This window comes from Actinomycetospora sp. NBC_00405 (genome assembly GCF_036044095.1).
GTDB lineage: Bacteria > Actinomycetota > Actinomycetes > Mycobacteriales > Pseudonocardiaceae > Actinomycetospora > Actinomycetospora callitridis.
Genome location: NZ_CP107938.1, coordinates 2,630,064 through 2,652,513, shown reverse-complemented (window position 1 = coordinate 2,652,513; position 22,450 = coordinate 2,630,064). Strand labels below are relative to the sequence as shown.

The following is a 22,450-nucleotide window of genomic DNA, read 5'->3' as shown; positions in this document are numbered from 1 at the left end:
CGGACGTCCCGACCACCGATGAGGGTGGTCCGGGCGTGTCCGTCGCCCCTGTCCTGCCCCCGGTCACCCGCCGCATCGCCGACGAGCTCGGCGTCGCCGAGAGCCGGGTGCGCGCCGCGGTCGAGCTCCTCGACGGCGGCGCGACGGTGCCGTTCGTCGCCCGCTACCGCAAGGAGGCGACGGACGGTCTCGACGACGCGCAGCTGCGCACGCTCGAGGAGCGCCTGACCTACCTGCGCGAGCTCGAGGAGCGGCGCTCCGCGGTGCTCGAGTCGGTCCGTGGCCAGGGCAAGCTGGACGACGAGCTCGCCGCGCGCATCCTCGGTGCCGAGACGAAGAGCCGCCTGGAGGACGTCTACCTCCCGTTCAAGCCGAAGCGGCGCACCAAGGCCGCGATCGCCCGCGAGGCCGGCCTCGAGCCGCTGGCCGACGCGCTGCTCACCGACCCCACCCACATCCCGCGCACCGCGGCCGGCGCCTACGTCGACCCGGACCACGGCGTGCCCGACCGCGACGCCGCCCTCGACGGCGCGCGCGCGATCCTCGTCGAGCGCTGGGCGGAGGACGCCGACCTCGTGGGCGAGCTCCGCGAGCAGATGTGGCGTCGCGGCCGGCTCACGGCGACCTACCGCGACGGGCGCGGCGGGGAGGGCGACACCGCGGCCGCGAAGTTCTCCGACTACGGCGCCTTCGACGAGAAGTTCACCCGCCTGCCGTCGCACCGGATCCTCGCCGTGCTGCGCGGCGAGACCGAGGAGGTCCTCGCGCTCTCGCTCGACCCGCTCGCCGCGGACGACGAGGAGACCGCGATCTCCGACGTCTACCTCTCGCGCATCGCCGCGGCCGTCGGCGTCGCCGACCGCGGCCGACCCGCCGACCGCTGGCTCACCGACGCCGTGCGGTGGGCGTGGCGCACGCGCATCCTGTCCCGCCTGGTCGTCGACCTGCGGGTGCGGCTCCGCGAGGTGGCCGAGGAGGGCGCGGTGCTGGTGTTCGCCGGCAACCTGCGCGACCTGCTGCTGGCCGCCCCCGCCGGCGCCCGGCCCACCCTCGGCCTCGACCCGGGCCTGCGCACCGGCGTGAAGGTCGCGGTCATCGACGGCACGGGCAAGGTCGTCGCCACCGACACGATCCACCCGCACGTCCCGCGCCGGCAGTGGGAGGCCTCGCGCACCCGCCTGGGCGAGCTGGCCCGCGAGCACGGCGTCGAGCTGGTCGCCATCGGCAACGGCACGGCCTCGCGCGAGACCCACGCCCTGGTCCGCGACCTCATCGCCCGTGAGCCCGATCTCGGGCTCACCGCCGCGGTGGTCTCGGAGGCCGGCGCGTCGGTGTACTCGGCCTCGGAGCAGGCGTCGGCCGAGCTGCCCGACCTCGACGTGTCGCTGCGCGGCGCGGTCTCGATCGCGCGGCGCCTGCAGGACCCGCTGGCCGAGCTCGTGAAGATCGACCCGAAGTCGATCGGCGTCGGCCAGTACCAGCACGACATCGCCGGCACGGCCCTGTCGCGCTCGCTGGACGCCGTCGTCGAGGACGCGGTGAACGCCGTCGGCGTCGACGTCAACACGGCCTCGGCGCCGCTGCTGCGCCGGGTGTCGGGCATCAGCACCGGGCTCGCCACCACGATCGTCGGCTACCGCGACGAGCACGGGCCGTTCGCGTCGCGCACCGCGCTGCGCGAGGTGCCGCGCCTGGGCGCGAAGGCGTTCGAGCAGAGCGCGGGCTTCCTGCGCATCTCCGGCGGCCCCGACCCCCTCGACCGCTCGGCGGTGCACCCGGAGTCGTACCCGGTGGTGCACCGCATCGCGGAGTCGACCGGCCACGACGTCGAGGGCCTCCTCGGCAACACCGCCCTGCTCACGAGCCTGGACCCCGACACCTTCACCGACGAGCGCGTCGGGCGCCCGACGGTCGTCGACATCCTCGCCGAGCTGGACAAGCCCGGGCGTGACCCGCGCCCCGAGTTCACCACCGCGGAGTTCGCCGAGGGCGTCGAGGCGATCACCGACCTGACGCCGGGCATGGTGCTCGAGGGCCAGGTGACCAACGTCGCGGCGTTCGGCGCGTTCGTCGACGTGGGCGTGCACCAGGACGGTCTGGTGCACATCTCGGCGATGTCGAAGGACTTCGTGTCCGACCCCCGCTCGGTGGTCGGGCCGGGCGACGTCGTCCGCGTGCGGGTGCTCGACGTCGACGTCGAGCGCAAGCGCATCTCGCTGACCCTGCGCCTCGACGAGGAGCAGCCCGCCGAGACCGGCGGCGCGCGGCCCGGTGGCGCCGGCGGCGGTGGCGGCCGGGGTGGCCGCGGCCGTGGGGGGCGTGGACGTCCGGGTGCCGCGCCGCCGACGGAGGCGACGCCGTCGGACGCCGCCGCCACACCCACCGAGGGCGGCGGCGAGCGCCGACGCCGGGGTGGTCGTGGCGGCCGGGGTGGCGGACGCGGCCAGGGCGAGCCGAAGCCCGCCGAGCAGACGCCGGCCGCTCAGGCACCGGCCACCGGGGCGCCGGCCGAGCAGAAGCCCGCCGACCAGAAGCCTGCCGACCAGAGGGCTGCTGACCAGAAGCCCGGCGAGCGCGGTGGCCGGGGCCGGCGGGACGGCGGCCGGGGCCAGGGCGGCCCGGGAGAGCGCGGCGGTCAGGGCCGGGACGACCGGGGCAAGGGCGGCGACCGGGGCCGGGGTGGCGACCGCGGCAAGCCCGGCCAGGGCGGTCAGGGCGGCCGCGACCAGCGCGGCTCGCGCGACCGTCGGTCCGCGCCCACCAACGGCGCCATGGCCGAGGCCCTGCGCCGCGCCGGCTACGACAGCTGAGCTTCGGCTTCGGTGGCGGAACCCGCGCCCGGCGCGGGTCTCGTCACCGAGGTCCGGTGTCCAGAGGGTCCGGTGGCTAGAGCTCCGAGCCCGGCCCGGGTCCGACGGAGCGGCAGGGGCGCTCGCGCAGGGCGCGCACGTAGTCGTCGGGGGCTCCGGCGCCCTCGGCGGCGTCGGAGAGCACCCCGATGTAGCGCGCCGACGGCAGGCCGCCCTCGTAGGCGTCGAGGACGTAGACCCAGGCGAGCTGCGGCCCGTCCATCGTCTGGATGCGCAGCCGGAGCTTCTTGTGCATCCCCAGCTCGCCCCCCTCCCAGCGGTCGAGCTGGTCGACGTCGAGCGGGCTGACGTCGTAGAGCACGACGAAGACGCGGGAGTCGGGGTCCTCGACGACGGTGGAGAGGGCGCCCTCCCACCCGAGGTCCTCCCCGCCGAAGGTCAGGCGCCACCCCTCGAGCCACCCCGTCCCCGACATCGGGGAGTGGGGCGCCCGTTGCATCATCTGCTCGGGGTCCATGTTGGATCCGTACGCGGCGTAGAGCGGCACGGCGGACAGGGTAGTCAGCCGGGGTGGGCTCCGGCCGCGACCCGGTCCGTCGAGTTCAGGAACACCATCGGTGCGTACCGATCACCGGGGCGGGGGACACTGGGAGTCACCACAGGTTGCAGGAGGAGCACCGCATGACCCGCATCGTCATCCTCGGTGGAGGGCCGGCCGGGTACGAAGCGGCCCTCGTCGCCGCCCAGCACGAGGCCGACGTCACCGTCGTCGAGGAGGACAGCCTCGGCGGCAACTGCGTGGCCTACGACTGCGTGCCCTCCAAGACCTTCATCGCCTCGGCGGGGGTCCGCGCCGGGTTCCGCGCGACGGCCGAGATGGGCGTCGACGTCGACGACCCGCGCGTCGACCTGCCGCGTGTCAACGCCCGCGTGCGCGGGCTCGCCCTCGCCCAGTCCGCCGACGTGCGCGCGAAGCTGCAGGCCGAGGGCGTGCGCGTCGTCCAGGGCCGCGCGTGGTTCGAGGAGAGCGACCGCACCAGCGCCACCCACGACGTCTGCATCGCGTACCCCGACGGCTCCACCGAGACGGTCACCGCCGACGTCGCCCTCGTCGCCACCGGGGCGTCCCCGCGCGTGCTGCCAGACGCGCAGCCGGACGGGAAGCGGATCCTGACCTGGCGCCAGATCTACGACCTCGAGGCGTTGCCGGAGCACCTCATCGTGGTCGGCTCCGGGGTCACCGGCGCCGAGTTCGTCTCCGCGTACGCCGAGCTGGGCGTGCCCGTCACGCTGATCTCCAGCCGCGACCGCGTCCTGCCCCACGAGGACCCCGACGCCGCGACGACGCTCGAGGAGGTGTTCACCGAGCGCGGCGTGACGATCGAGCCGCGCTCGCGGGCCGACAAGGTCGTCGCCACCGCCGACGGGGTGCGGGTGACGCTGTCCGACGGGCGGGAGGTCGAGGGGTCGCACGCGCTGATGACGGTCGGCTCGGTGCCGAACACCGCCGACATCGGCGCCGCGAACATCGGCCTGGAGCTGCGCGAGAGCGGTCACATCGACGTCGACCGCGTCTCCCGCACCGCGATCCCCGGCGTCTACGCCGCCGGCGACTGCACCGGCCTGCTGCCGCTCGCGTCCGTCGCGGCGATGCAGGGCCGGATCGCGATGTGGCACGCGCTGGGCGAGGGCGTCGCCCCGCTGCGTCTCAAGACCGTCGCCTCGGCGGTGTTCACCCGCCCCGAGGTCGCCACCGTCGGTATCAGCCATGCTCAGGTGGAGAGCGGGGAGTTCCACGCCCGCGAGGTCATCATGCCGCTGGGCACGAACCCCAGGGCGAAGATGTCCGGCCTGCGCGAGGGCTTCGTCAAGGTGTTCTGCCGACCGGCGACGGGCGTCGTCATCGGCGGGGTGATCGTGGCGCCGGTGGCCAGCGAGCTGATCCTCCCGCTGGCCATGGCCGTGCAGAACAACCTGACGGTGAACGACCTCGCCCACACGTTCTCGATCTACCCCTCGCTCTCGGGCTCGGTCACCGAGGCGGGCCGTCGCCTGATGCAGCACGACGATCTGGACTAGTCAGCGGCTCTGCACCCGGTCGCGCAGCGCGCGGCGGCCGCGGAGGCCGAGCTTCCCGTAGACGTTGCGCAGGTGGTACTCGACAGTCTTGGTCGAGACGAACAGCTCGGCGGCGATCTCCGGGTTCGTCCACCCGCGCCCGACGAGCGTCGTGACCTCCCGCTCGCGGTCGGTGAGGTCGTCGGCCCAGCGGCCACGGGCCGGGTCGGCCCCGACGGCCAGGTCGGCGGGATCGGCCGCGTCCGCGAGGTCGGCCAGGCAGCGCTCCAGGAACGGGCGGGCGCCGAGACGGCTGAAGGCGTCCGCCGCGGCGTCGAGGGCGGTCCGGCCGGCGGAGCGGTGGCCGGCGAGCACCAGCGTCGCCCCGTACGCGTGGCGCAGCCGTGTCCGGTACCAGCCGGGCTCGCCGCCGTCGGCGGGCAGCGCGAGGCCGGCCTCGAAGGCCCGGCGCGCACCGGGCAGGTCGCCGAGGGCCGCCGCGAGCCGACCGGAGAGCCAGGCCCGCGCGACCGGCAGGCAGCTGCCCGCCGACGGCACCCGGTCGAGCGCGGCGAGGGCTCGCGCGGCGCTGTCCAGCCGTCCGGTGTCGAGGTGGCTGTCGACCAGCGCCGGGAGCCACCACCCCGAGTACAGCTGGACGCGGTCGGGCTCGAGCTCGTCGGGCGTCAGGGCGCTCAGCGTGCTCGCGACGTCCCCCGCGCGGCCCTCGGCCTGCGCGATGGCGGCGTCGGCCAGCGTCAGGTGGATCCGCGGCCCGAGGAAGTCGGCGGTCTCGGCCAGCGTCCGGGCGCGCGCCAGGTCGGCCCGTGCGGCGTCGTACTCGCCGCGCCCGGCGTGCAGGATCGAGGAGAGCGACCAGAGGGTGGCGTGGTCGAAGCTGCGCCCGTGGCGCGTGACGGCCTCGACGGCGACCTCGAGCTCGCGGCGGGCGGCGTCCCACTCGCCGAGCAGGTAGTCGCACCAGATGAGGTGGACCTGGGCGGACACCCCGAGCAGGTGGGCGAGCGGGGTGCCGCGGCGCCGGGCGACGACGGTCAGGTCGGCGCACGCCGGGGCGAGCCGGCCGAGGAGCCCGTTCAGGATGCCGCGCTGGGTGAGGGCGGCGAGCTCGTAGGGGGTGGCGCGGGCCGGGCCGTCGGTGAGGGCGGTGCCGGCGGCGAGGAAGGCGCGGGCGAGGGGCACCAGACGGTGCGCCTCGGGGATCTGGCGGCGGGCGTCGTCGGCCGCGCCGACGGCCGCCTCCCCGTCGCCGAGCTGGCAGTGGACGTAGGCCAGCTCGAGGTCGAGCCGCGCGACGGACTCGCCCGGCACCGTCCCGTCGACCATGCCCGCCCGCGCCGCGACCAGCAGGTCGCGCGACGCGGTGACCTCGTCGCGGGCGAAGGCCAGCAGCCCGAGCAGCTCCGAGCGCGCCGGACCGTCGGGGAGCGCCTCGATCTCGGCGGTGTGCGCCAGGGCGTGGCCCTCCCGCGCCGCGTGCACCAAGAGGCGGACGCCCTCGGTGAGGCGAGCGGCCCGGGCGCGCTCGTCGGCGCTGCGGGCGGCGGCCCACAGGAGGTACTCCGCCGCCGCGACCAGGGCGCCCTGCTCGAACTCGCTGGTCGCCGCCTTCTCCAGGGCGTCGGCGAGGCCGGCGTCGGGACCGTCGGTGCTCCCCACGAGGTGGCGCCAGTGCGCCGTGCCGCCGGTGAGGTCGGCGGCGTGCCGGTGCAGGGCGCGGCGCCGGGCGGCCGGGAGGCTCCCGTACACGGCGTCGCGGACGAGGGCGGACCGGTAGGAGAGGATCTCGTCGGTCTCGTCGACCTGCGCCTCGAGGAGCCCCTCCCGCACCACGGGGGCGCAGTCCTCCGACACCGTGTCGTGGCCGGTCAGGGTGCGCAGGACGTGCACCGACGCCGGCTCGCCCAGGACGGCCAGAGCCTCGAGCGCCTCCCGGGCCCTCGGCGGAGCGCCGGCCAGCCGCCGCCGCAGGCCCGCGGCGAGCGACCCGGGCGGGCGCGGGCGCCCGAGCCGGTACCGGCCCGCGAGGTCCCTGTCCGTGGGGTCCCTGTTCGTGAGGTCCCTGTTCGTGGAGTCCCTGTCGGCGAGCACCGCCCGCAGGTACATCGGGTTGCCGTCGGTCTCCTCGCGCAGGCGCGCGACCGTCCACGGCGTCACGTCGGGGTCGATCTCCCGGGCCAGCTCGGCCACCTCGGCGTCGGTGAGGCCGCGGAGGGTCAGCCGCACGGTGTCCTCGGGCCACGCGTCGCCGGGCGGGGGCTCGAGCCAGTCGTCGGGCCGGTCGTGACCGGCGAGCACGGTCATCACGCGCAGCGGGGGCAGCCGGCGCAGCAGGCGCCGCAGCGTCGCGAGCGACTCGGGGTCCGCGCGGTGCAGGTCGTCCGCGACGAGCAGCACGGGCCGACGGTCGGCCAGGTCCTCGAGGGCGGCGAGCAGCGCCGCCGCCCCGGGTCGCGACGGGCCGGTCGGGACGTCGGCGGGGCGGGCGCCGGCGGCGCGGGCGGCCGCGAGGCAGCGTCCGAGCAGCGTGCCGGGGTGGCTCACCTCGACGTCGGGGGCCACCGCCCGGACCACGGTCATCCCGTCGGGACCGGCCGGACCGTCGGGACCCTCGACGTGCCGGCGCAGCCGGTCGACGAGCTCGGACTTGCCGATCCCGGCCGGCCCGGTGATCAGGATCGGGGGCGGGGTGGCGGTGCGCGCCCGCCGCGCCACGTCGAGCAGACGGCCGAGCTCGGCGGCACGACCGACACCCTCCACGCGTCCTCCCCCCGGAGCCACGGACGACTAGGGATTCTGCCTGGGGCGAGGGCCTCCGCGGCCGACGAAGGTGGACGGTGTTGCCCGAGCGGCCGTCGACGACAGCTCGTCCCGCCCGTCCCCCCCATGGGCGGGGCGCGGAGGTCGGACCGGCACCGACCCGGGCGCCGGCGCGGCGTGCCCGTGTCGGCGCCTGTGTGCCGGGACCGGCCGCTCGGGCGACCTGCCGGTCACACCCAGTCGAAGGTGCGGGTGACCGCCTTCTTCCACTGCGCGTAGGTCTCGTCGCGCAGGGTCGCGTCCATCTGCGGGTTCCAGACCTTGTCCTGGGCCCAGTTGTCGCGGATGTCCTGCTCGGAGTCCCAGAAGCCGACGGCGAGCCCGGCCGCGTACGCGGCGCCCAGGGCCGTGGTCTCGGCGACCTGCGGCCGGATGACCTCGACGCCGAGCAGGTCGGCCTGGAACTGCATGAGGACCTCGTTGCCGACCATGCCGCCGTCGACCTTGAGCGTCGTGAGGGGCACGCCCGAGTCGGCGTTCATGGCGTCGATGACCTCGCGGGTCTGGAACGCCGTCGCCTCGAGCACCGCGCGGGCGAGGTGGCCCTTGTTGACGTAGCGGGTGAGCCCGACGATCGCGCCGCGGGCGTCGGCGCGCCAGTACGGCGCGAACAGGCCCGAGAACGCCGGCACGAAGTAGGCGCCGCCGTTGTCGTCGACGCTCTTGGCGAGCTCCTCGATCTCCGGCGCCGAGGTGATGATCCCGAGGTTGTCGCGCATCCACTGCACCAGCGAGCCGGTGACGGCGATCGAACCCTCGAGCGCGTAGATCTGCGGGGCGTCGCCGATCTTGTAGCAGACGGTCGTCAGCAGGCCGTTCTTCGACTCGACCTTCTCGGTGCCGGTGTTGAGCAGCACGAAGTTGCCGGTGCCGTAGGTGTTCTTGGCCTCGCCGACGGACAGGCAGGCCTGCCCGAACGTCGCCGCCTGCTGGTCGCCGAGGATGCCGGCGACCGGGACGTCGCGGAACGTGCCGCGGGCCCGGATCGGGGCGTAGTTCTCCGAGGAGGACCGGATCTCGGGGAGCATCGCCATCGGCACCCCGATCTCCTCGCAGAGCTGCGGGTCCCACTCCAGGGTGTCGATGTTCATCAGCAGCGTGCGCGACGCGTTGGTCGGGTCGGTGACGTGCAGCCCGCCCTCGATGCCGCCGGTGGCGTTCCACAGCACCCAGGTGTCCATCGTCCCGAACGCGAGCTCGCCACGCTCGGCCCGCTCGCGGGCGCCGTCAACGTTGTCGAGGATCCACCGCGCCTTCGGCCCCGCGAAGTAGGTGGCCAGGGGCAGACCCGTCTTCGCGCGGTAGCGCTCGGCGCCGCCGCCGAGGGCGCCGAGCTCCTCGCAGATGGCCTGGGTGCGCGTGTCCTGCCAGACGATGGCGTTGTGGATGGGCTCGCCGGTCGACTTGTCCCAGATGACCGTGGTCTCGCGCTGGTTGGTGATGCCGACCGCGGCGATCGAGGACGCGTCGAGGTCGGCGCGGGCCAGGGCCCCACCGCAGACCTGGCGGGTGTTGACCCAGATCTCCGAGGCGTCGTGCTCCACCCACCCGGCCTTGGGGAAGATCTGCTGGTGCTCGAGCTGATCGACCGCGACGACCTGACCCGAGTGATCGAAGATCATGCATCGGGTCGACGTCGTGCCCTGGTCGATCGCGGCGACGTACTGGGTCATGCGAGAGCTCCCTGGCGAGTCGGGACGGACGGAAGGCAGGGGCCGCCGCGGGTCCGGGGGCGGCCGGGGATCAGGTCGCGGAGACCGGGGCGACGATCGCGACGAGCGCGGCCAGCACGGCACCGATCAGCGGGCCGATCACCGGGACCCACGAGTAGCCCCAGTCGGGGCGGCCCTTGCCGCGGATCGGCAGCACCGCGTAGGCGATGCGCGGCCCGAGGTCACGGGCGGGGTTGATGGCGTAGCCGGTCGGCCCACCGAGGGCCTGGCCGATACCCATGACGACCGCGGCGGCGGCGCCGTAGATCGCCGGGCTGGAGCCGTAGGGGTTGACCAGGAGGAAGAGGACCAGCGCGAACGTCGCGATGGTCTCGGTGACCAGGTTCCACACCGGCTTCTTGATCGGCGGGTTGGTCGAGAAGATGTTCAGCGTGCCCGAGTTGTCCTCGTTCGCGTCGAACTGCAGCTTGTAGACGAGCCAGGCGAGCGCCGCGCCGACGAAGGCGCCCAGGAACTGGCCGATCAGGTACCAGGGCACGTCCGACCAGGGTGTCCCGCCGTTGATGGCGCTCCCGAGGGTGACGGCGGGGTTGATCGCGCCGCCGGACGCGTCGGCGATGCTGGCGCCGGCGAAGACGCCGAAGCCCCAGCCGAAGGTGATGAGCACCCATGACGCCGTGTCCCCGTCGGCGTTGGTACGGGTGAGGAGGACGTTCGCCACCACGCCGCACCCGAAGAGGAGCAGCACCATGGTGCCGAGGAACTCCGAGAGAATGATGCTTCCAGCGCCCACGACGGCTCCTGTCGGACGGCGACCCGTTACCCCTGATGCCGCGTCCGAACCCCGACCCAGTGGGAGTCGAGGCCGGACGTGATCGTCAGGACGCTAGTGGCGTGTTCCACACGTGTAAACGCTTGCGGCCGATCTCAGGGTGGCGTGGTCCGACTCGGGGCACTCCATGTGGGGGAAGGAGCAGGGAGCTGGCCCGGCTGCACGGTGCTGCAGTGGCGACGGCGCGTTAGCGTGGAACACGAGAGCGTCCTCGGGGGCGCCGGCGCCCGCGGCCCGTCGCGGCACGCGGTCGGGCCCTGTGCCACCTCGGAGACAGCATCGGCAGAGAGGGGTCGGACGTGGACGCTGGACGAGGCACGCAGGACGGCAGCGCGGCGGGCCCGGACGCCGGGACGGCCGCGCCGGCCGAGGAGCTGGACGCGGCGGCGGAGCCCGCCCGTCTGGGGCCGGGGGACCGGGCGCGGTCGTGGGACCGCCTCGCCTCCGAACAGTTCGACGTGGTCGTGGTCGGCGGCGGCGTGGTCGGCACCGGGGCGGCACTCGATGCGGCGACCCGCGGGCTGAAGGTGGCCCTCGTCGAGGCCCGCGATCTCGCCTCGGGCACGTCGAGCCGGTCGTCGAAGCTCTTCCACGGTGGGCTGCGCTACCTGGAGCAGCTGGACTTCGGGCTGGTGCGCGAGGCCCTGCGGGAGCGCGAGCTGAGCCTCACCCGCCTCGCCCCGCACCTGATCAAGCCGGTCAGCTTCCTGTACCCGCTGACCAAGCACTGGGAGCGCCCGTACGTCACGGCCGGCGTCACGCTCTACGACACGATCGGCGGCAAGAGCTCGCTGCCGCACCAGAAGCAGTTGACCCGGTCCGGGGCGCTGCGGATGGCGCCGGCACTCAAGCGCAGCGCGCTGGTCGGGGCGATCCGCTACTTCGACGCCCAGGCCGACGACGCCCGCCACACGATGATGGTGGGCCGCACCGCCGCCCAGTACGGCGCCGTCGTCCGCACCTCCACGCAGGTCGTCGAGTTCCTCCACGAGGTCGACCGGGTCGCCGGCGTCCGTGTGCGCGACGTCGAGACCGGGCGCGAGACCGAGGTCCGCGCGTCGGTGGTGGTCAACTGCACCGGCGTGTGGACCGACCAGATGCAGCACGCCGCGGGCACCCGTGGCCGCTTCCGGGTCAAGGCCTCGAAGGGCGTGCACTTCCTCGTCGCCCGGGACAAGATCCCGTCGGACACCGGGATGATCCTGCGCACCGAGAAGTCGGTGCTGTTCGTCATCCCGTGGCGCAACCACTGGATCGTCGGCACCACCGACACCGACTGGAACCTCGACCTGGCCCACCCCGCGGCGACGCGCAAGGACCTCGACTACCTGCTCGAGCACGTCAACTCCGTGCTCGTGACGCCCCTGTCGCACGACGACATCGAGGGCGTCTACGCGGGCCTGCGGCCGCTGCTGGCCGGGGAGAGCGAGGAGACCTCGAAGCTCTCCCGCGAGCACGCCGTCTCCCGGGTCATGCCGGGTCTCGTCGCGATCGCGGGCGGCAAGTACACGACCTACCGGGTGATGGCCGCCGACGCGATCGACGCCGCGGCCGAGGACATCCCCACCCGGGTCGCGCCCTCGGTCACCGATCGCGTGCCGCTCATCGGCGCGGACGGCTACTTCGCGCTGGTCAACCAGGCCGAGCAGCTCGGGAAGCAGCACGGGCTGCACCCGCACCGCGTGCGCCACCTGCTCGACCGCTACGGCTCGCTGCTGCACGGCCTGCTGGCCATGGGCGACGAGAACCGGTCGCTGCTCGAGCCGGTACCGGCCTCGCCGGACTACCTGCGCGTGGAGATCGCCTACGCGGTCGCCTACGAAGGCGCCATCCACCTCGACGACGTCCTCACCCGCCGCACCCGCATCTCCATCGAGTACGCCCACCGCGGCGTCGACTCGGCCGAGTCCGTCGGGGCCCAGATGGCGACCCTGCTGGGCTGGTCCGACGAGCAGCGCGACCTCGAGGTGCGCTCGTACATCGAGCGCGTGGAGGCCGAGCGCGAGTCGCAGTCGGTCGACACCGACGTCGAGGCCGACAAGCTGCGCGTCGCCGCGCCGGACCCGCGGGCCCCGAGGCTCGCGGCGCTCGGCACCGGCTGAGAGCACACCCTCTCAAGGGGGAGCGAGGGTCGCCCTCGCTGCGTCCGGCGCAGTCGAGGACGCCCTCGCTCCGGACGGGCGGGCACGGACGCCGGACGCCCGGCACTGGCTGCAGCCGGCGCCGGGCATTGTGCTGTCGGTATGACGAACGTGGTCCCGGCCGTGACCCTGCTCGCGGGCGTGCTGTCCGCCCTGCTCGCGGGGTTCTACCTCGCGTTCAGCGTGGTGATCATGCCGTCACTGGCCCGCCTGCCCGACCGGGTGCTCGTGTCGGTGATGCAGACGGTCAACCGCGTGATCGTCCGGCCGGCGTTCGTGGTGCTGTTCCTCGGCGCGCCCGGTGTCGCGGTCGTGGCGCTGGTGCTGGCCCTGGTGGCCGGCGCGCCGGTGCTCGCGATCCTCGTGGGCGCCGTGCTGCAGGTCGCCTCGATCGTGACGACTGTGGCGGTGAACATCCCGCTCAACACCGCGCTCGACCGCGCGGACCCGGACGATGCCGGCGACATCGTCCGGGCCCGCGAGGCCTTCGAGCGTCCGTGGGTGCGCGCGCACCTCGTGCGCACGGCGTTCGCCACCGTCGGTGCGGTAGCGCTCCTGCTCTGACCGAGTCCGGGGCTCAGTGCCCCGCGACCGGCGCCGGCGAGGTCTCGTCGGTGCCGACGGACTCGATGTCGGCCTGGGTGCGCTCCGACTTGGGTCGCACCATGAACGAGACGCCGACGGCGATCAGGCCGATGACCCCGGCCGCCATGAACGCGAGCCGGAGGCCGGCCGCGTCCGGCGACCCGGTGGCCGCCGTCGACCCGATGGCCGCGATGGTGACGAAGCCGGCCGTGCCGGCCGCGCCTGCCACCTGCTGGAGCGTCGTGAGGATCGCGCTGCCGTGCGAGTAGAGGTTCTCGGGGAGCACCGAGAGCCCCTCGGTGAGCAGCGGCGTCATCATCAGCCCGAGCGAGGCCATCAGCACCAGGTGGACCACGATGACCATCCACAGGGACGCCGAGGCACCCAGCGCGGCGAAGAGCCACATCGAGACCGCGAGCCCGATGGCGCCCGGAATCACGAGCGGCCGGGCGCCGACGCGGTCGAACAGCCGGCCGACGGGCCGGCCCATGAAGCCGAGCAGCAGACCACCGGGCAGGACGGCGAGGCCGGTGACAGCCGCGCTCGCCCCGAGCACGTTCTGCAGGTAGATCGGCAGCAGGATCGCGCCCGCGCCCAGCAGCGTCATGAACAGCAGCGCCGACAGGATGATCGCGACGACGAACGGCTTGTGGCCGAATGGCCGCAGGTCGAGCAGCGCCGACTCGGTGCGCTGGAGCTTCATCTGGCGCGCGATGAACACGGCCAGCGAGACGACGCCGATCACCAGCGCCGCCCACGGCGGGAGCGCGGCGTCGCCGCCGTGCCCGAGCGTGGAGAACCCGTAGACGATGCCGCCGAAGCCCACCGCCGACAGGGCCACCGAGAGCAGGTCGAGCGGCGTCGACCGGGTCTCGCTGGAGAGCCTGAAGATCACGAAGCCGACGACGAGCGCCGCCAGCGAGAGGGGCAGGACGCTCCAGAACATCCAGCGCCAGTCGAGCGAGGTGAGGATCAGCCCGCCGATGGTCGGCCCGATCGCGGGCGCGACGGCGATGACGATCGAGATCGTGCCCATGGTCGCGCCGCGCCGGTCGGCCGGGATCAGCTTCATGACCGAGGTCATGAGCAGCGGGATCATCACCGCCGTGCCGGTGGCCTGCACGATGCGGCCCGCGAGCAGCAGCGGGAAGCCGGGCGACAGCGCGCAGATCAACGTGCCGAGGCTGAACAGGGTCATCGCGGCCAGGAAGACCTGGCGCGGCGTGAACCGCTGCAGGATGTAGCCGGTGGTCGGGATGACCACGCCCATCGTGAGCAGGAACCCGCTGGTCAGCCACTGCACCGTCGTGGCCGAGACGCCGAGGTCACCGGTGAGGTGCGGCAGCGCCACGCTGAGGATGGTCTCGTTGAGGATCATCACGAACGCCGAGACGACGAGCGTCATGATGATCACCATCGGCCGCGCGGACCCACTGGTGGTGCTGGGTCCGGCGGTGTCGGACCCGCCTGGGGTCTGGCCGGTCATCGTTCCCCCTCAGGGCGACGGCCGTGGCGGTCACGGCCGGTCTGGAAGAGCATCACACGGACCCCCGACAGGCGAGCGGTTTGGCGAACGGGGGCCGACCGGGCGTGCACCGCCGCACCCGGCAACGACGACGTCAACGCCTGGTCAGGCGTCCGTGTTCCGGGATCGGGGGACATTGCGCCGAGCGCGAACGTCCTACTGCTGGTGGCGGTGGGAGACGAACGCCACGGCCGCGATGATGATCGGGACGAGGAGGAAGACCCACGGGAACCGCCCGCCGCTCACCGCGAAGAGGAGCGCGGCGGCGACCGGCGTCAGCATCGAGATCATGCCCGCGTGCCGGGCGACGGCGGCCCCGGTCGGGGCCACCAGCTCCGGCAGGTCCGGGACCGCGGGCGGGTCCGTCGGCGGCGGGGCCGGCGCGGCGGGGGCGCCGGAGGGGTAGGCCGGGTGCGGTTCGGGCAGGTCCCGGAACAGGGCGTCGAGCTGGGAGCGCGAGCCGGCCCGCGAGGCCGCGGCGCAGCGGCTGGCGTGCTCCTCGCGCTCGAGGCGCCCGGCGCGCCGGTGCGCGTCGAGGGCCTCCATGGCGAGCTCCCGCTCGTGCGCCCCGACATCGGCCATGGAGCAAGTATGCGCCGATCAGCCGGCGTCGGGGATCTCGCAGATCACGGCACCCTGGTTGACGCTGGCGCCGGCCTCGAGGGTGAGGCCGGTGACGACGCCGTCCTTGTGGGCGGTGACCGGGTTCTCCATCTTCATGGCCTCGACGACCACGACGAGGTCGCCGGCCGCGACCGTGTCGCCCTCGGAGACCGCGACCTTGACGACGGTCCCCTGCATCGGCGCGGTGATCGCGTCACCGGACACCTTGGCGCCGCCGCCGGAGCGCTTGCGCGACTTCTTCTTCGGCGCCGCACCACGGCCGCCGCCCCCGCCCCCGCCGATGGCGAGGTCGCCGGGGAGCGAGACCTCGAGACGCTTGCCGCCGACCTCGACGACCACCGTCTGCCGCGGCGCGCTCTCCTCGTCGTCCTCGGCCGGCTCGGCGGCCTGGAACGGCTCGATCCGGTTGTCGAACTCGGTCTCGATCCAGCGGGTGTGGACCACGAACGACTCGGCGCCCTCAGGAGCCGTGAACGCCGGGTCCTCCAGGACCACGCGGTGGAACGGGATGACCGTCGGCAGGCCCTCCACGACGAGCTCGTCGAGGGCACGGCGGGAGCGGGCGATGGCCTGCTCGCGGTCCTCGCCGGTGACGACGAGCTTGCCGACCATCGAGTCGAACTGCCCGCCGATCACGGTGCCGGTCTCGACGCCCGAGTCGACCCGCACGCCGGGGCCGTCGGGGGCGACGAAGCGGGTGACGGTGCCGGGCGCGGGCAGGAAGCCGCGCCCCGCGTCCTCGCCGTTGATCCGGAACTCGATGGAGTGCCCGCGCGGCGTCGGGTCCTCGGAGAACCGCAGCTCCTGGCCCGCGGCGATCCGGAACTGCTCGAGCACCAGGTCGATCCCGCTGGTCTCCTCGGAGACGGGGTGCTCGACCTGCAGGCGGGTGTTGACCTCGAGGAACGAGATCGTGCCGTCCTCGCCCACGAGGAACTCGACGGTGCCCGCGCCCGAGTAGCCGGCCTCGACGCAGATGTCCCGGGCCGACGTGTGGATGCGCTTGCGCTGCTCGTCGGACAGGAACGGCGCCGGCGCCTCCTCCACGAGCTTCTGGTGACGGCGCTGCAGCGAGCAGTCGCGGGTGCCGACGACGATGCAGTGCCCGTGCTGGTCGGCGAGGACCTGCGCCTCGACGTGGCGCGGGCGGTCGAGGTAGCGCTCGACGAACGACTCGCCACGCCCGAACGCCGACACCGCCTCGCGCACCGCGGCGTCGAACATCTCGGCGATCTCGTCGCGCTCGCGCGCCACGCGCATGCCGCGCCCGCCACCGCCGAACGCGGCCTTGATGGCCACCGGCAGCCCGTGCTCGTCGGCGAACGCGATCACCTCGTCGGCGTCGGCCACCGGGTCCTTCGTGCCGGGCACCAGCGGTGCGCCCGAGCGCTCGGCGATCTTGCGGGCGGTGACCTTGTCGCCCAGGTCGCGGATGGCCTGCGGCGACGGCCCGACCCAGATCAGCCCGGCGTCGATCACGGCCTGCGCGAAGTCGGCGTTCTCGGAGAGGAAGCCGTACCCGGGGTGCACCGCGTTCGCGCCCGAGTCGCGCGCGGCCTTGAGCAGCTTCTCGACGTCCAGGTAGGAGTCCGCCGCGGTCTCGCCGCCGAGCGCGAACGCCTGGTCGGCCATCCGCACGTGCGGGGCGTCGCGGTCCGGGTCGGCGTAGACGGCCACGCTGGCCAGGCCCGCGTCGGCGCACGCGCGCACCACCCGCACCGCGATCTCGCCACGGTTGGCGACGAGGACGGTGTGCAGCGGGTCGAACCCCGAGGGGGCGGTCGGGGCCATCGGGAGACCTCCTGGGATCGTCGCTGAGCCGGGGGGCGGTCGGGGCAGTGTAGGGGCGGCCGGACGGGCGCCCGCCGGGGTCACTCTCTCGTACTCCACCCGCCTCCGTGGTTCCCCCCGGCGTGGCCATGACCACATGCGTGACCACGGGGTGACCGTGTGTTCCCGGTGCCCGGGTGCGGAGCACACCGGTCACGCGGATACCGTCGGCGACCGATGAGGCCTTGGTGGTGGCGGTCCGTGGCCGCGTGCGTGTCCGTGCTGGTCCTGGCGGGCCTCGTCGCGGTGATCGCGGGAGCCGTCAACGCCGATCGCTCGACCGCCTCGCGCCTCGCCGCGGAGGACGGGGCGGGGACGTCGGAGAGCGACGCGCCTCCCTCACCGGCTGCGGCGACCGGTCCCGAGGAGCCCGGGCCCTCTGATGCTCCTGCCGAGCCCTCGGAGCCCTCGGAGTCCTCTGAGCCCTCCGCCGAGCCTGGTGCGGGTCCGGAACCCGGACGTGTCCCCGACGCGGGCACCGCCACGACCCTGGCCGTCCTGCCCGGCTGGCGGGTGGCGCCGACCCAGGACGTCGTCGAGGTGCCGTCCGGACGCTTCGAGGGCGCCACGATCCTGCGCCGCGGCGCGGGCACCGTCGTGCTCGTCGGCCTGGCCGACCCCGAGCGGGTGCCGCCGCGCGCCGACCCGGCGCGGCCCGACCCCGCCCAGGAGGACGCCCTCGCCGCCGAGGCGCGCCGGCTGGCCGACGCCTACGCCGACCTGCTCGCGCCGGGTGCCGAGACCGGCGCCCTCACCGACAACGACACGGCGATCGCGGACCTGCCCACCCGCACCTCGGTGCGCCGGGTCGAGGGCGGCGCGCTCGACGGCGCCCTGGTGCGCGTCAGCACCCTCGCCGCACCGGGTCGCACCCTGACGGTACTGGCGGTCGCGCGGCCGGCGCCGGACGTCGACGCCGAGGGCGACGCCGCCGACCAGGTGGTGCGCTCCCTGCGCCTCGACGAGCCGGTGCCGGCGCCCTGACCGGACCGAGCCCTAACCGGACCGGACCGGACCGAGCCCTATCCGGTGCGTGCCCAGAGGGCGTCGACGCCGATGCCGATCTCGGCGAGCAGGCGCCGGGTCAGCGGCAGGCTCAGGCCGATCACGTTCGACGGGTCACCCTCGACGCCCTCGACGAACCAGCCGCCGCGACCGTCGAGCGTGAACGCGCCCGCCACGGCCAGCGGCTCGCCGGTGGCGAGGTAGGCCTCCAGCTCGCCGGTGGTCGGCACCCCGAAGGTGACGGCGGTCCGGGCGTGGCCGATGACCTCGCGCCCGAGTTCGCCGCCCCCGACCGCGACCAGCGCGTGGCCCGTGAACAGCTCGGCGCTCTGGCCGGCCATCTGGTCCCAGCGCCCGCGGGCGGCGTCCACGTCGCGCGGCTTGCCGACGAGCTCACCCTCGAGGAACAGCATCGAGTCGGCGCCGATGACGACGCACTCCCGCTCGGTCGCGGCGATCCGCGCGGCCACGCTGCGCGCCTTCGCGAGCGCCAGCGCGGTGACGGTGTCGACCGGTTCGGCGTCCGCGCCCAGCTCGGCGAGGAGCGCGTCCTCGTCGACGTCGGACACCTCGACCAGGGGTTCCACACCCGCCGCCCGCAGGATCGCCAGACGGGCCGGGGACGCGGAAGCGAGGACCAGACGCACGTCGCGGAACCCTACGTCGCGCTCGTGGTGCCGGCTGCGGTGCGGTCCAGGGTGCTGTCCACGGTGGCGTCCGGCGGCGCCGGGCCGCCCCACCCCGGCGAGGATCGACAGGTGCGTCGGGCGCTCGGAGTCCCGCCGACAGCAGACGTCGACGACGCCGATCACCGCCTCGGCGGCCTCGCGGTCGGTGGCGACGTCGTCCCGCCGCCGAGGTCGGCGTCGTACATCCGCGCGGGGGAGGGCGGCGGGGCCCATTAGAAGGGCGGCTCGTCGGGCAGGCGGCCGGTGCGGGGCAGCGGGCTCCGGGGCGGCGGACTACCGGGCGGTGCTCGGCCGGTGCGGGCGTCGTCCGGATAGGGGTCGTCGGTCCAGATCGGCTCGTCGGACGCCAGCCCCTCCGGGGCGGTGCTCGAGCGGTATCGGCCCGGTGCGGGGTCCGGGACGTCGGGGATGACGCGGCGGGGCGCACGCTCGTAGGAGTGGCCGGTGGGGCTGGTCCAGACGAACGTCCCCGCCTCGGGCTGGGCGAGGTGCCAGCCGGCCTCGTGCTTGACGCGGTGGTCGTGCCGACACGCCGCGTCGAGGTTCGCGCCCGCCGTCGGCCCGTCATCGACGACGGCGACCGTGTGATCGATGTCAGCCGTGAGCGCCGACGCCCGGCAGGGCGGGAAGATGCACGTGCGGTCCCGCATCTGGATCCACCGGGCGAGCGCGGCGGGAGGGACGCGTCGTCGCGCGTCGTCGGGCGTCCGGGGCTCGGGTGGTCGCCACGCCCGGAGCTGCTCCTGGAGATCGGTCAGCATCGCGACCCACGTCGGATGATCACGAAGGCGCAGCGCGGCGAGCTCGGACTCGCGGACGTGCAGCTCGACGACGGGGCGCGGCACGATCGGGGGGACGTCCGTCGGCGTGGTCGCGTACCCCGGCGGCCGGCGCCGGGTGAGGAGCGCGGCGATCAGCCGGCCCTCCTCGTCGGTGACCGCCACCCGCCACTCCGCCGCGCACAACTGGCGGGCGAAGTTCCGCGCGAACGGCGCGTGGACGACCCCGTAGCCGGGCAGGAACCCGGGCTTCTCGTCGGCGCCGAGCAGGGTCAGCAGGCCGACCCGGAGCTCGATGCGCGACCGCCGGGTGCCGCCACCCCGCGGGCGGGAGGAGGTCTCCCGCTCATCGTCGGTGCCGTCCGGCTCCGCGTCGTCCGGCTCCGCATCCCGGGGTTCGGCCTCGGGGCGGTCGTCGGCGGGCTCCCCGGCCGGCGGGGGCCCGCCGACGTGCACCGGGGCCCGGCGCCCACGGGGATCGGTGGGGCAGGCGTTCGCCGCCACGTGCGCGACCAGGGCGTCGTCGGCCCAGCCCTCGGGCCGGGGACTCAGCAGCGCGAGGTAGATGTCGGCGCGGATCGTGTCGATCAGCCCCGGGTGTCCCAGAGCCTTGGCGCGCAGGGCGAGCGCCTCGACGTGCGCGGTGGAGAGCGCGCCGGCGTCGAGCGGCAGGTCGAGCCCCGAGAGGTTGACCGTGCCCGACTCGGTGCGCCGCGCCCGCACCCGCCGCTGGCGGCGGGAGTTCTCGTAGAGCCGCTCCGCCCACAGCGGGTCGAGCGCGGTGGCCAGCTGCTGCAGGCGCTCGATCAGACCCGCGAGGGTCAGCGCCGGCGCCTCGGGCAGCACCCGGCGCACCACGCTTGCGGCGTGCTCCGCCGAGAGCGAGGACGTCCAGGTGACGCAGAGGCGCACCCGGTCGGCGTCGATCAGCCCCGCGTCCCAGGCGGCCCAGAGCTCGGGGATCGCCTCGATCGCGGTCTGGGCCTGGCCCAGGAGCTTCGACACCCGTGTGCGCGACTCGACGAGCGCGACCCGCAGCTCGTCGGCGCCGAACTCGCCGTAGCCCTCGCGGCGGCCGCCCGGCAGATCGGGATCGGCGAGCGCCGCCTCGCGGGCGGCGCGGGCGTACCGGGCCTCGTGGTGCGAGAGCTGCCGGCGCCACGCGAGCGCGAGCGTCACGGTGTCGTGCGGCGACACGGCCCGCGGATCGACCTGCTCCAACAGGGCGCCCAGCGTCGCGCCGGGCGGGGTCGTGGCGACCCCCTCCGGCAACGATGCGAACACCTGTTCGAACATGACCCGAGACTAGCGCGCACCCCCGACAACGACGGGCCGTGCCGGGACGACCGTCAGCTCCGGAACCCCGGGTCCGCCTCGTGCGCCACCGGCGCCCGCCCCTTGGGCTCCTCCCAGTCCTCCTGCCGGCCCAGCGCCGTGAGGTCGAGCAGGTGGTAGGCGTGCATCATCGACTCGACCCCGCGGCCGTAGGTGGCGTAGGTGTGGAACACGTCGTCGCCGTCGCGCAGGAACGCGCTGATGCCGGGCTGCTCGCCCACGTAGTCGAGCATCCAGTCGGAGCCGGACGCGGCCAGCTCGTCGGCGTCGCGGAAGTTGTAGCTCACGGGCGTGACGGAGGCGTCGAGCGTCACGTGGAAGTCGTGGTTGAAGCGGCTGCCCGCCGATGAGTACCAGGGGAACGTCCAGCCCCGGGCGGAGGCCACGGCCTCCAACCGCGGGAACGGCGCCCGCGACACGGCGGCGAAGGCGGTGTCACGCCGGGCGAGGTGCTCCCGCACGCCCTCGCCGTTGTCGGCGGCCATCGCGCTGCAGCTGTAGCAGGGCACGTCCCACGCCGGGTCGAACATGAAGTGCTGCAGCACGAGCTGCCGGTGGCCGCCGAACAGGTCGAGCAGCCCGACCTCGCCGTCCGGGCCGGTGAAGCGGTAGTCCGGCTCGACCCGCACCATCGGCAACCGCCGCCGGTCGGCGTTGAGCACGTCCCGTGCCCGTGCCATCTCCTTCTCACGCTCGAGGAGCGCCCGCCGCGCGACCAGCCACTCCTCCCGCGAGACCACGTCCGGTAATGCCATCGTCCTCACCTCGTCCGTCGACTTGCGTGAAGCAACGACGGTAGGGGGTGCGACTTGCATCACGCAAGCACTAGAGCTGCAGGACCGCCTGCACATCCAGGTGGATCTGGATCGTCGAGCCGACGACGGGCACGCCGCGGGCGACCATCTGCTGCCAGTTCAGGGTGAAGTGCTCGCGGTGCAGCGAGGTGCTCGCCGTGGCGCCGATCCGCGTGCCGTTCCAGGTCTGGGTGCCCAGGTAGGTCGTCTCGAGGCGCACGTCGTTGGTGCGCCCCCGGATCGTCAGGTCGCCGTCGATCGTCCAGGAGTTGCCCGCCCGCACGACGAAGCGGGTGCTGGAGAACTGCAGCTGCGGGTGCTCGTCGACGGCGAGGAAGTCCTGGGAGCGCAGGTGGGCGTCGCGCTGAGGGTTGTGGGTCTCGATGCTCGCCGCGTCGATGACGACGTCGATGCTCGAGTCCTCGATGTCCTCGGCGATCTGGATCGACCCGCGGAACCGCGTGAACTGCCCGTAGACGCGGGAGAGCGCGATGTGGCGCGCCACGAACCCGAGCCTGCTGTGGGCGTCGTCGATCACCCACTCGCCGGGCGACGGGCGCGTGCTGCCCTGGTCGGCGTTGAGGATCAGGGCGCCGAGGGCGGCGTGCTCACCCCGCCCCACGACGATGTCGCGGGTCAGGGCGCTGTAGCCGCCGAGGCTCGCGCGCAGCGTGTACGAGCCGCTGGGCACGGCCGCGGTGTAGAAGCCGAACGGGTCGGTGGGCGACTCGGTGACCACCCGCCGCAGGCCTTCGCTCTCGACGATCGCGACCGTCACCCCGGGGAGGGGACGGCCCTCGACGTTGCGCAGCTGGAGGCTGACGAGCCCGCCGGTGGGCGGGATCGGCATGAGGGCGTGGTCGGAGTCGCGGTACGACTCGCCCCCGATGGGTGTGCGACGTCGTCGGCGCAGCAGGGCCATCAGGTCA

General features: G+C 74.3%; 16 protein-coding genes. 5 read left to right on the top strand and 11 right to left on the bottom strand.

Annotated elements, in window-relative coordinates; all coding sequences use genetic code 11:
* The first annotated feature begins 35 nt into the window (after positions 1–35).
* Positions 36–2,810 carry a Tex family protein gene (locus OG774_RS13005; protein WP_442873999.1) on the top strand — a complete coding sequence of 925 codons (2,775 nt, stop codon included), beginning with the start codon at positions 36–38 and terminating at the stop codon, positions 2,808–2,810.
* A gap of 76 nt (positions 2,811–2,886) precedes the next feature.
* Here the strand turns inward: OG774_RS13005 and OG774_RS13000 are convergent, their stop codons facing one another.
* Entirely contained in the window at positions 2,887–3,357 is a 471-nt protein-coding gene (locus tag OG774_RS13000; RefSeq protein ID WP_328310010.1) for a gamma-glutamylcyclotransferase, read from the bottom strand.
* Positions 3,358–3,491: 134 nt separating this feature from the next.
* On the opposite strand from OG774_RS13000, the gene OG774_RS12995 reads away from it, so the two are divergent.
* Positions 3,492–4,889: an NAD(P)H-quinone dehydrogenase gene (locus OG774_RS12995; protein ID WP_328310009.1), complete on the top strand. Its 1,398-nt coding sequence runs from the start codon at positions 3,492–3,494 to the stop codon at positions 4,887–4,889.
* Here OG774_RS12995 and OG774_RS12990 read toward each other — a convergent pair whose 3' ends face one another.
* The 3 genes from OG774_RS12990 to OG774_RS12980 all read right to left on the bottom strand — a co-directional run bounded on the left by OG774_RS12990 (position 4,890) and on the right by OG774_RS12980 (position 10,175).
* Positions 4,890–7,649, bottom strand: coding sequence for a helix-turn-helix transcriptional regulator (locus OG774_RS12990; RefSeq protein WP_328310007.1), 2,760 nt, complete (start codon positions 7,647–7,649; stop codon positions 4,890–4,892).
* 230 nt (positions 7,650–7,879) lie between these two features.
* Positions 7,880–9,382: a glycerol kinase GlpK gene (gene glpK / locus OG774_RS12985; protein ID WP_328310005.1), complete on the bottom strand. Its 1,503-nt coding sequence runs from the start codon at positions 9,380–9,382 to the stop codon at positions 7,880–7,882.
* 70 nt (positions 9,383–9,452) lie between these two features.
* Positions 9,453–10,175, bottom strand: coding sequence for an MIP/aquaporin family protein (locus OG774_RS12980; RefSeq protein WP_328310003.1), 723 nt, complete (start codon positions 10,173–10,175; stop codon positions 9,453–9,455).
* A gap of 413 nt (positions 10,176–10,588) precedes the next feature.
* On the opposite strand from OG774_RS12980, the gene OG774_RS12975 reads away from it, so the two are divergent.
* Together OG774_RS12975 and OG774_RS12970 are read left to right on the top strand one after the other, a co-directional pair.
* Positions 10,589–12,316 (top strand): glycerol-3-phosphate dehydrogenase/oxidase, encoded by a 1,728-nt coding sequence (locus OG774_RS12975; RefSeq protein WP_328310950.1) that lies wholly within the window; start codon positions 10,589–10,591, stop codon positions 12,314–12,316.
* A gap of 141 nt (positions 12,317–12,457) precedes the next feature.
* On the top strand, positions 12,458–12,919 hold the full coding sequence (locus tag OG774_RS12970; RefSeq protein ID WP_328310001.1) for an anthrone oxygenase family protein: 462 nt from the start codon (positions 12,458–12,460) through the stop codon (positions 12,917–12,919).
* 13 nt (positions 12,920–12,932) lie between these two features.
* Here OG774_RS12970 and OG774_RS12965 read toward each other — a convergent pair whose 3' ends face one another.
* The 3 genes from OG774_RS12965 to OG774_RS12955 form a co-directional block, all read right to left on the bottom strand.
* A complete protein-coding gene (locus OG774_RS12965) occupies positions 12,933–14,345 on the bottom strand; it encodes an MDR family MFS transporter (protein ID WP_442873985.1) in 1,413 nt (470 codons plus the stop codon).
* 276 nt (positions 14,346–14,621) lie between these two features.
* On the bottom strand, positions 14,622–15,047 hold the full coding sequence (locus tag OG774_RS12960; RefSeq protein ID WP_328309999.1) for a DUF1707 domain-containing protein: 426 nt from the start codon (positions 15,045–15,047) through the stop codon (positions 14,622–14,624).
* An 18-nt stretch (positions 15,048–15,065) separates the two neighbouring features.
* Positions 15,066–16,880 carry an acetyl/propionyl/methylcrotonyl-CoA carboxylase subunit alpha gene (locus OG774_RS12955; protein WP_328309997.1) on the bottom strand — a complete coding sequence of 605 codons (1,815 nt, stop codon included), beginning with the start codon at positions 16,878–16,880 and terminating at the stop codon, positions 15,066–15,068.
* Between the two features lie 240 nt (positions 16,881–17,120).
* Here OG774_RS12955 and OG774_RS12950 point away from each other — a divergent pair, with 240 nt between their 5' ends.
* The gene (locus tag OG774_RS12950; protein WP_328309995.1) at positions 17,121–17,903 is read left to right on the top strand and encodes a hypothetical protein; all 783 of its coding nucleotides are present in this window, start codon (positions 17,121–17,123) and stop codon (positions 17,901–17,903) included.
* Positions 17,904–17,941: 38 nt separating this feature from the next.
* Here the strand turns inward: OG774_RS12950 and OG774_RS12945 are convergent, their stop codons facing one another.
* The 4 genes from OG774_RS12945 to OG774_RS12930 all read right to left on the bottom strand — a co-directional run bounded on the left by OG774_RS12945 (position 17,942) and on the right by OG774_RS12930 (position 22,443).
* Positions 17,942–18,571: a Maf family protein gene (locus OG774_RS12945; protein WP_328310948.1), complete on the bottom strand. Its 630-nt coding sequence runs from the start codon at positions 18,569–18,571 to the stop codon at positions 17,942–17,944.
* Positions 18,572–18,825: 254 nt separating this feature from the next.
* Positions 18,826–20,688 carry an HNH endonuclease signature motif containing protein gene (locus OG774_RS12940; protein ID WP_328309993.1) on the bottom strand — a complete coding sequence of 621 codons (1,863 nt, stop codon included), beginning with the start codon at positions 20,686–20,688 and terminating at the stop codon, positions 18,826–18,828.
* 53 nt (positions 20,689–20,741) lie between these two features.
* Positions 20,742–21,482 (bottom strand): DUF899 domain-containing protein, encoded by a 741-nt coding sequence (locus tag OG774_RS12935; RefSeq protein WP_328309992.1) that lies wholly within the window; start codon positions 21,480–21,482, stop codon positions 20,742–20,744.
* 70 nt (positions 21,483–21,552) lie between these two features.
* Entirely contained in the window at positions 21,553–22,443 is an 891-nt protein-coding gene (locus OG774_RS12930) for a YceI family protein (protein WP_328309990.1), read from the bottom strand.
* Positions 22,444–22,450 lie beyond the last annotated feature (7 nt).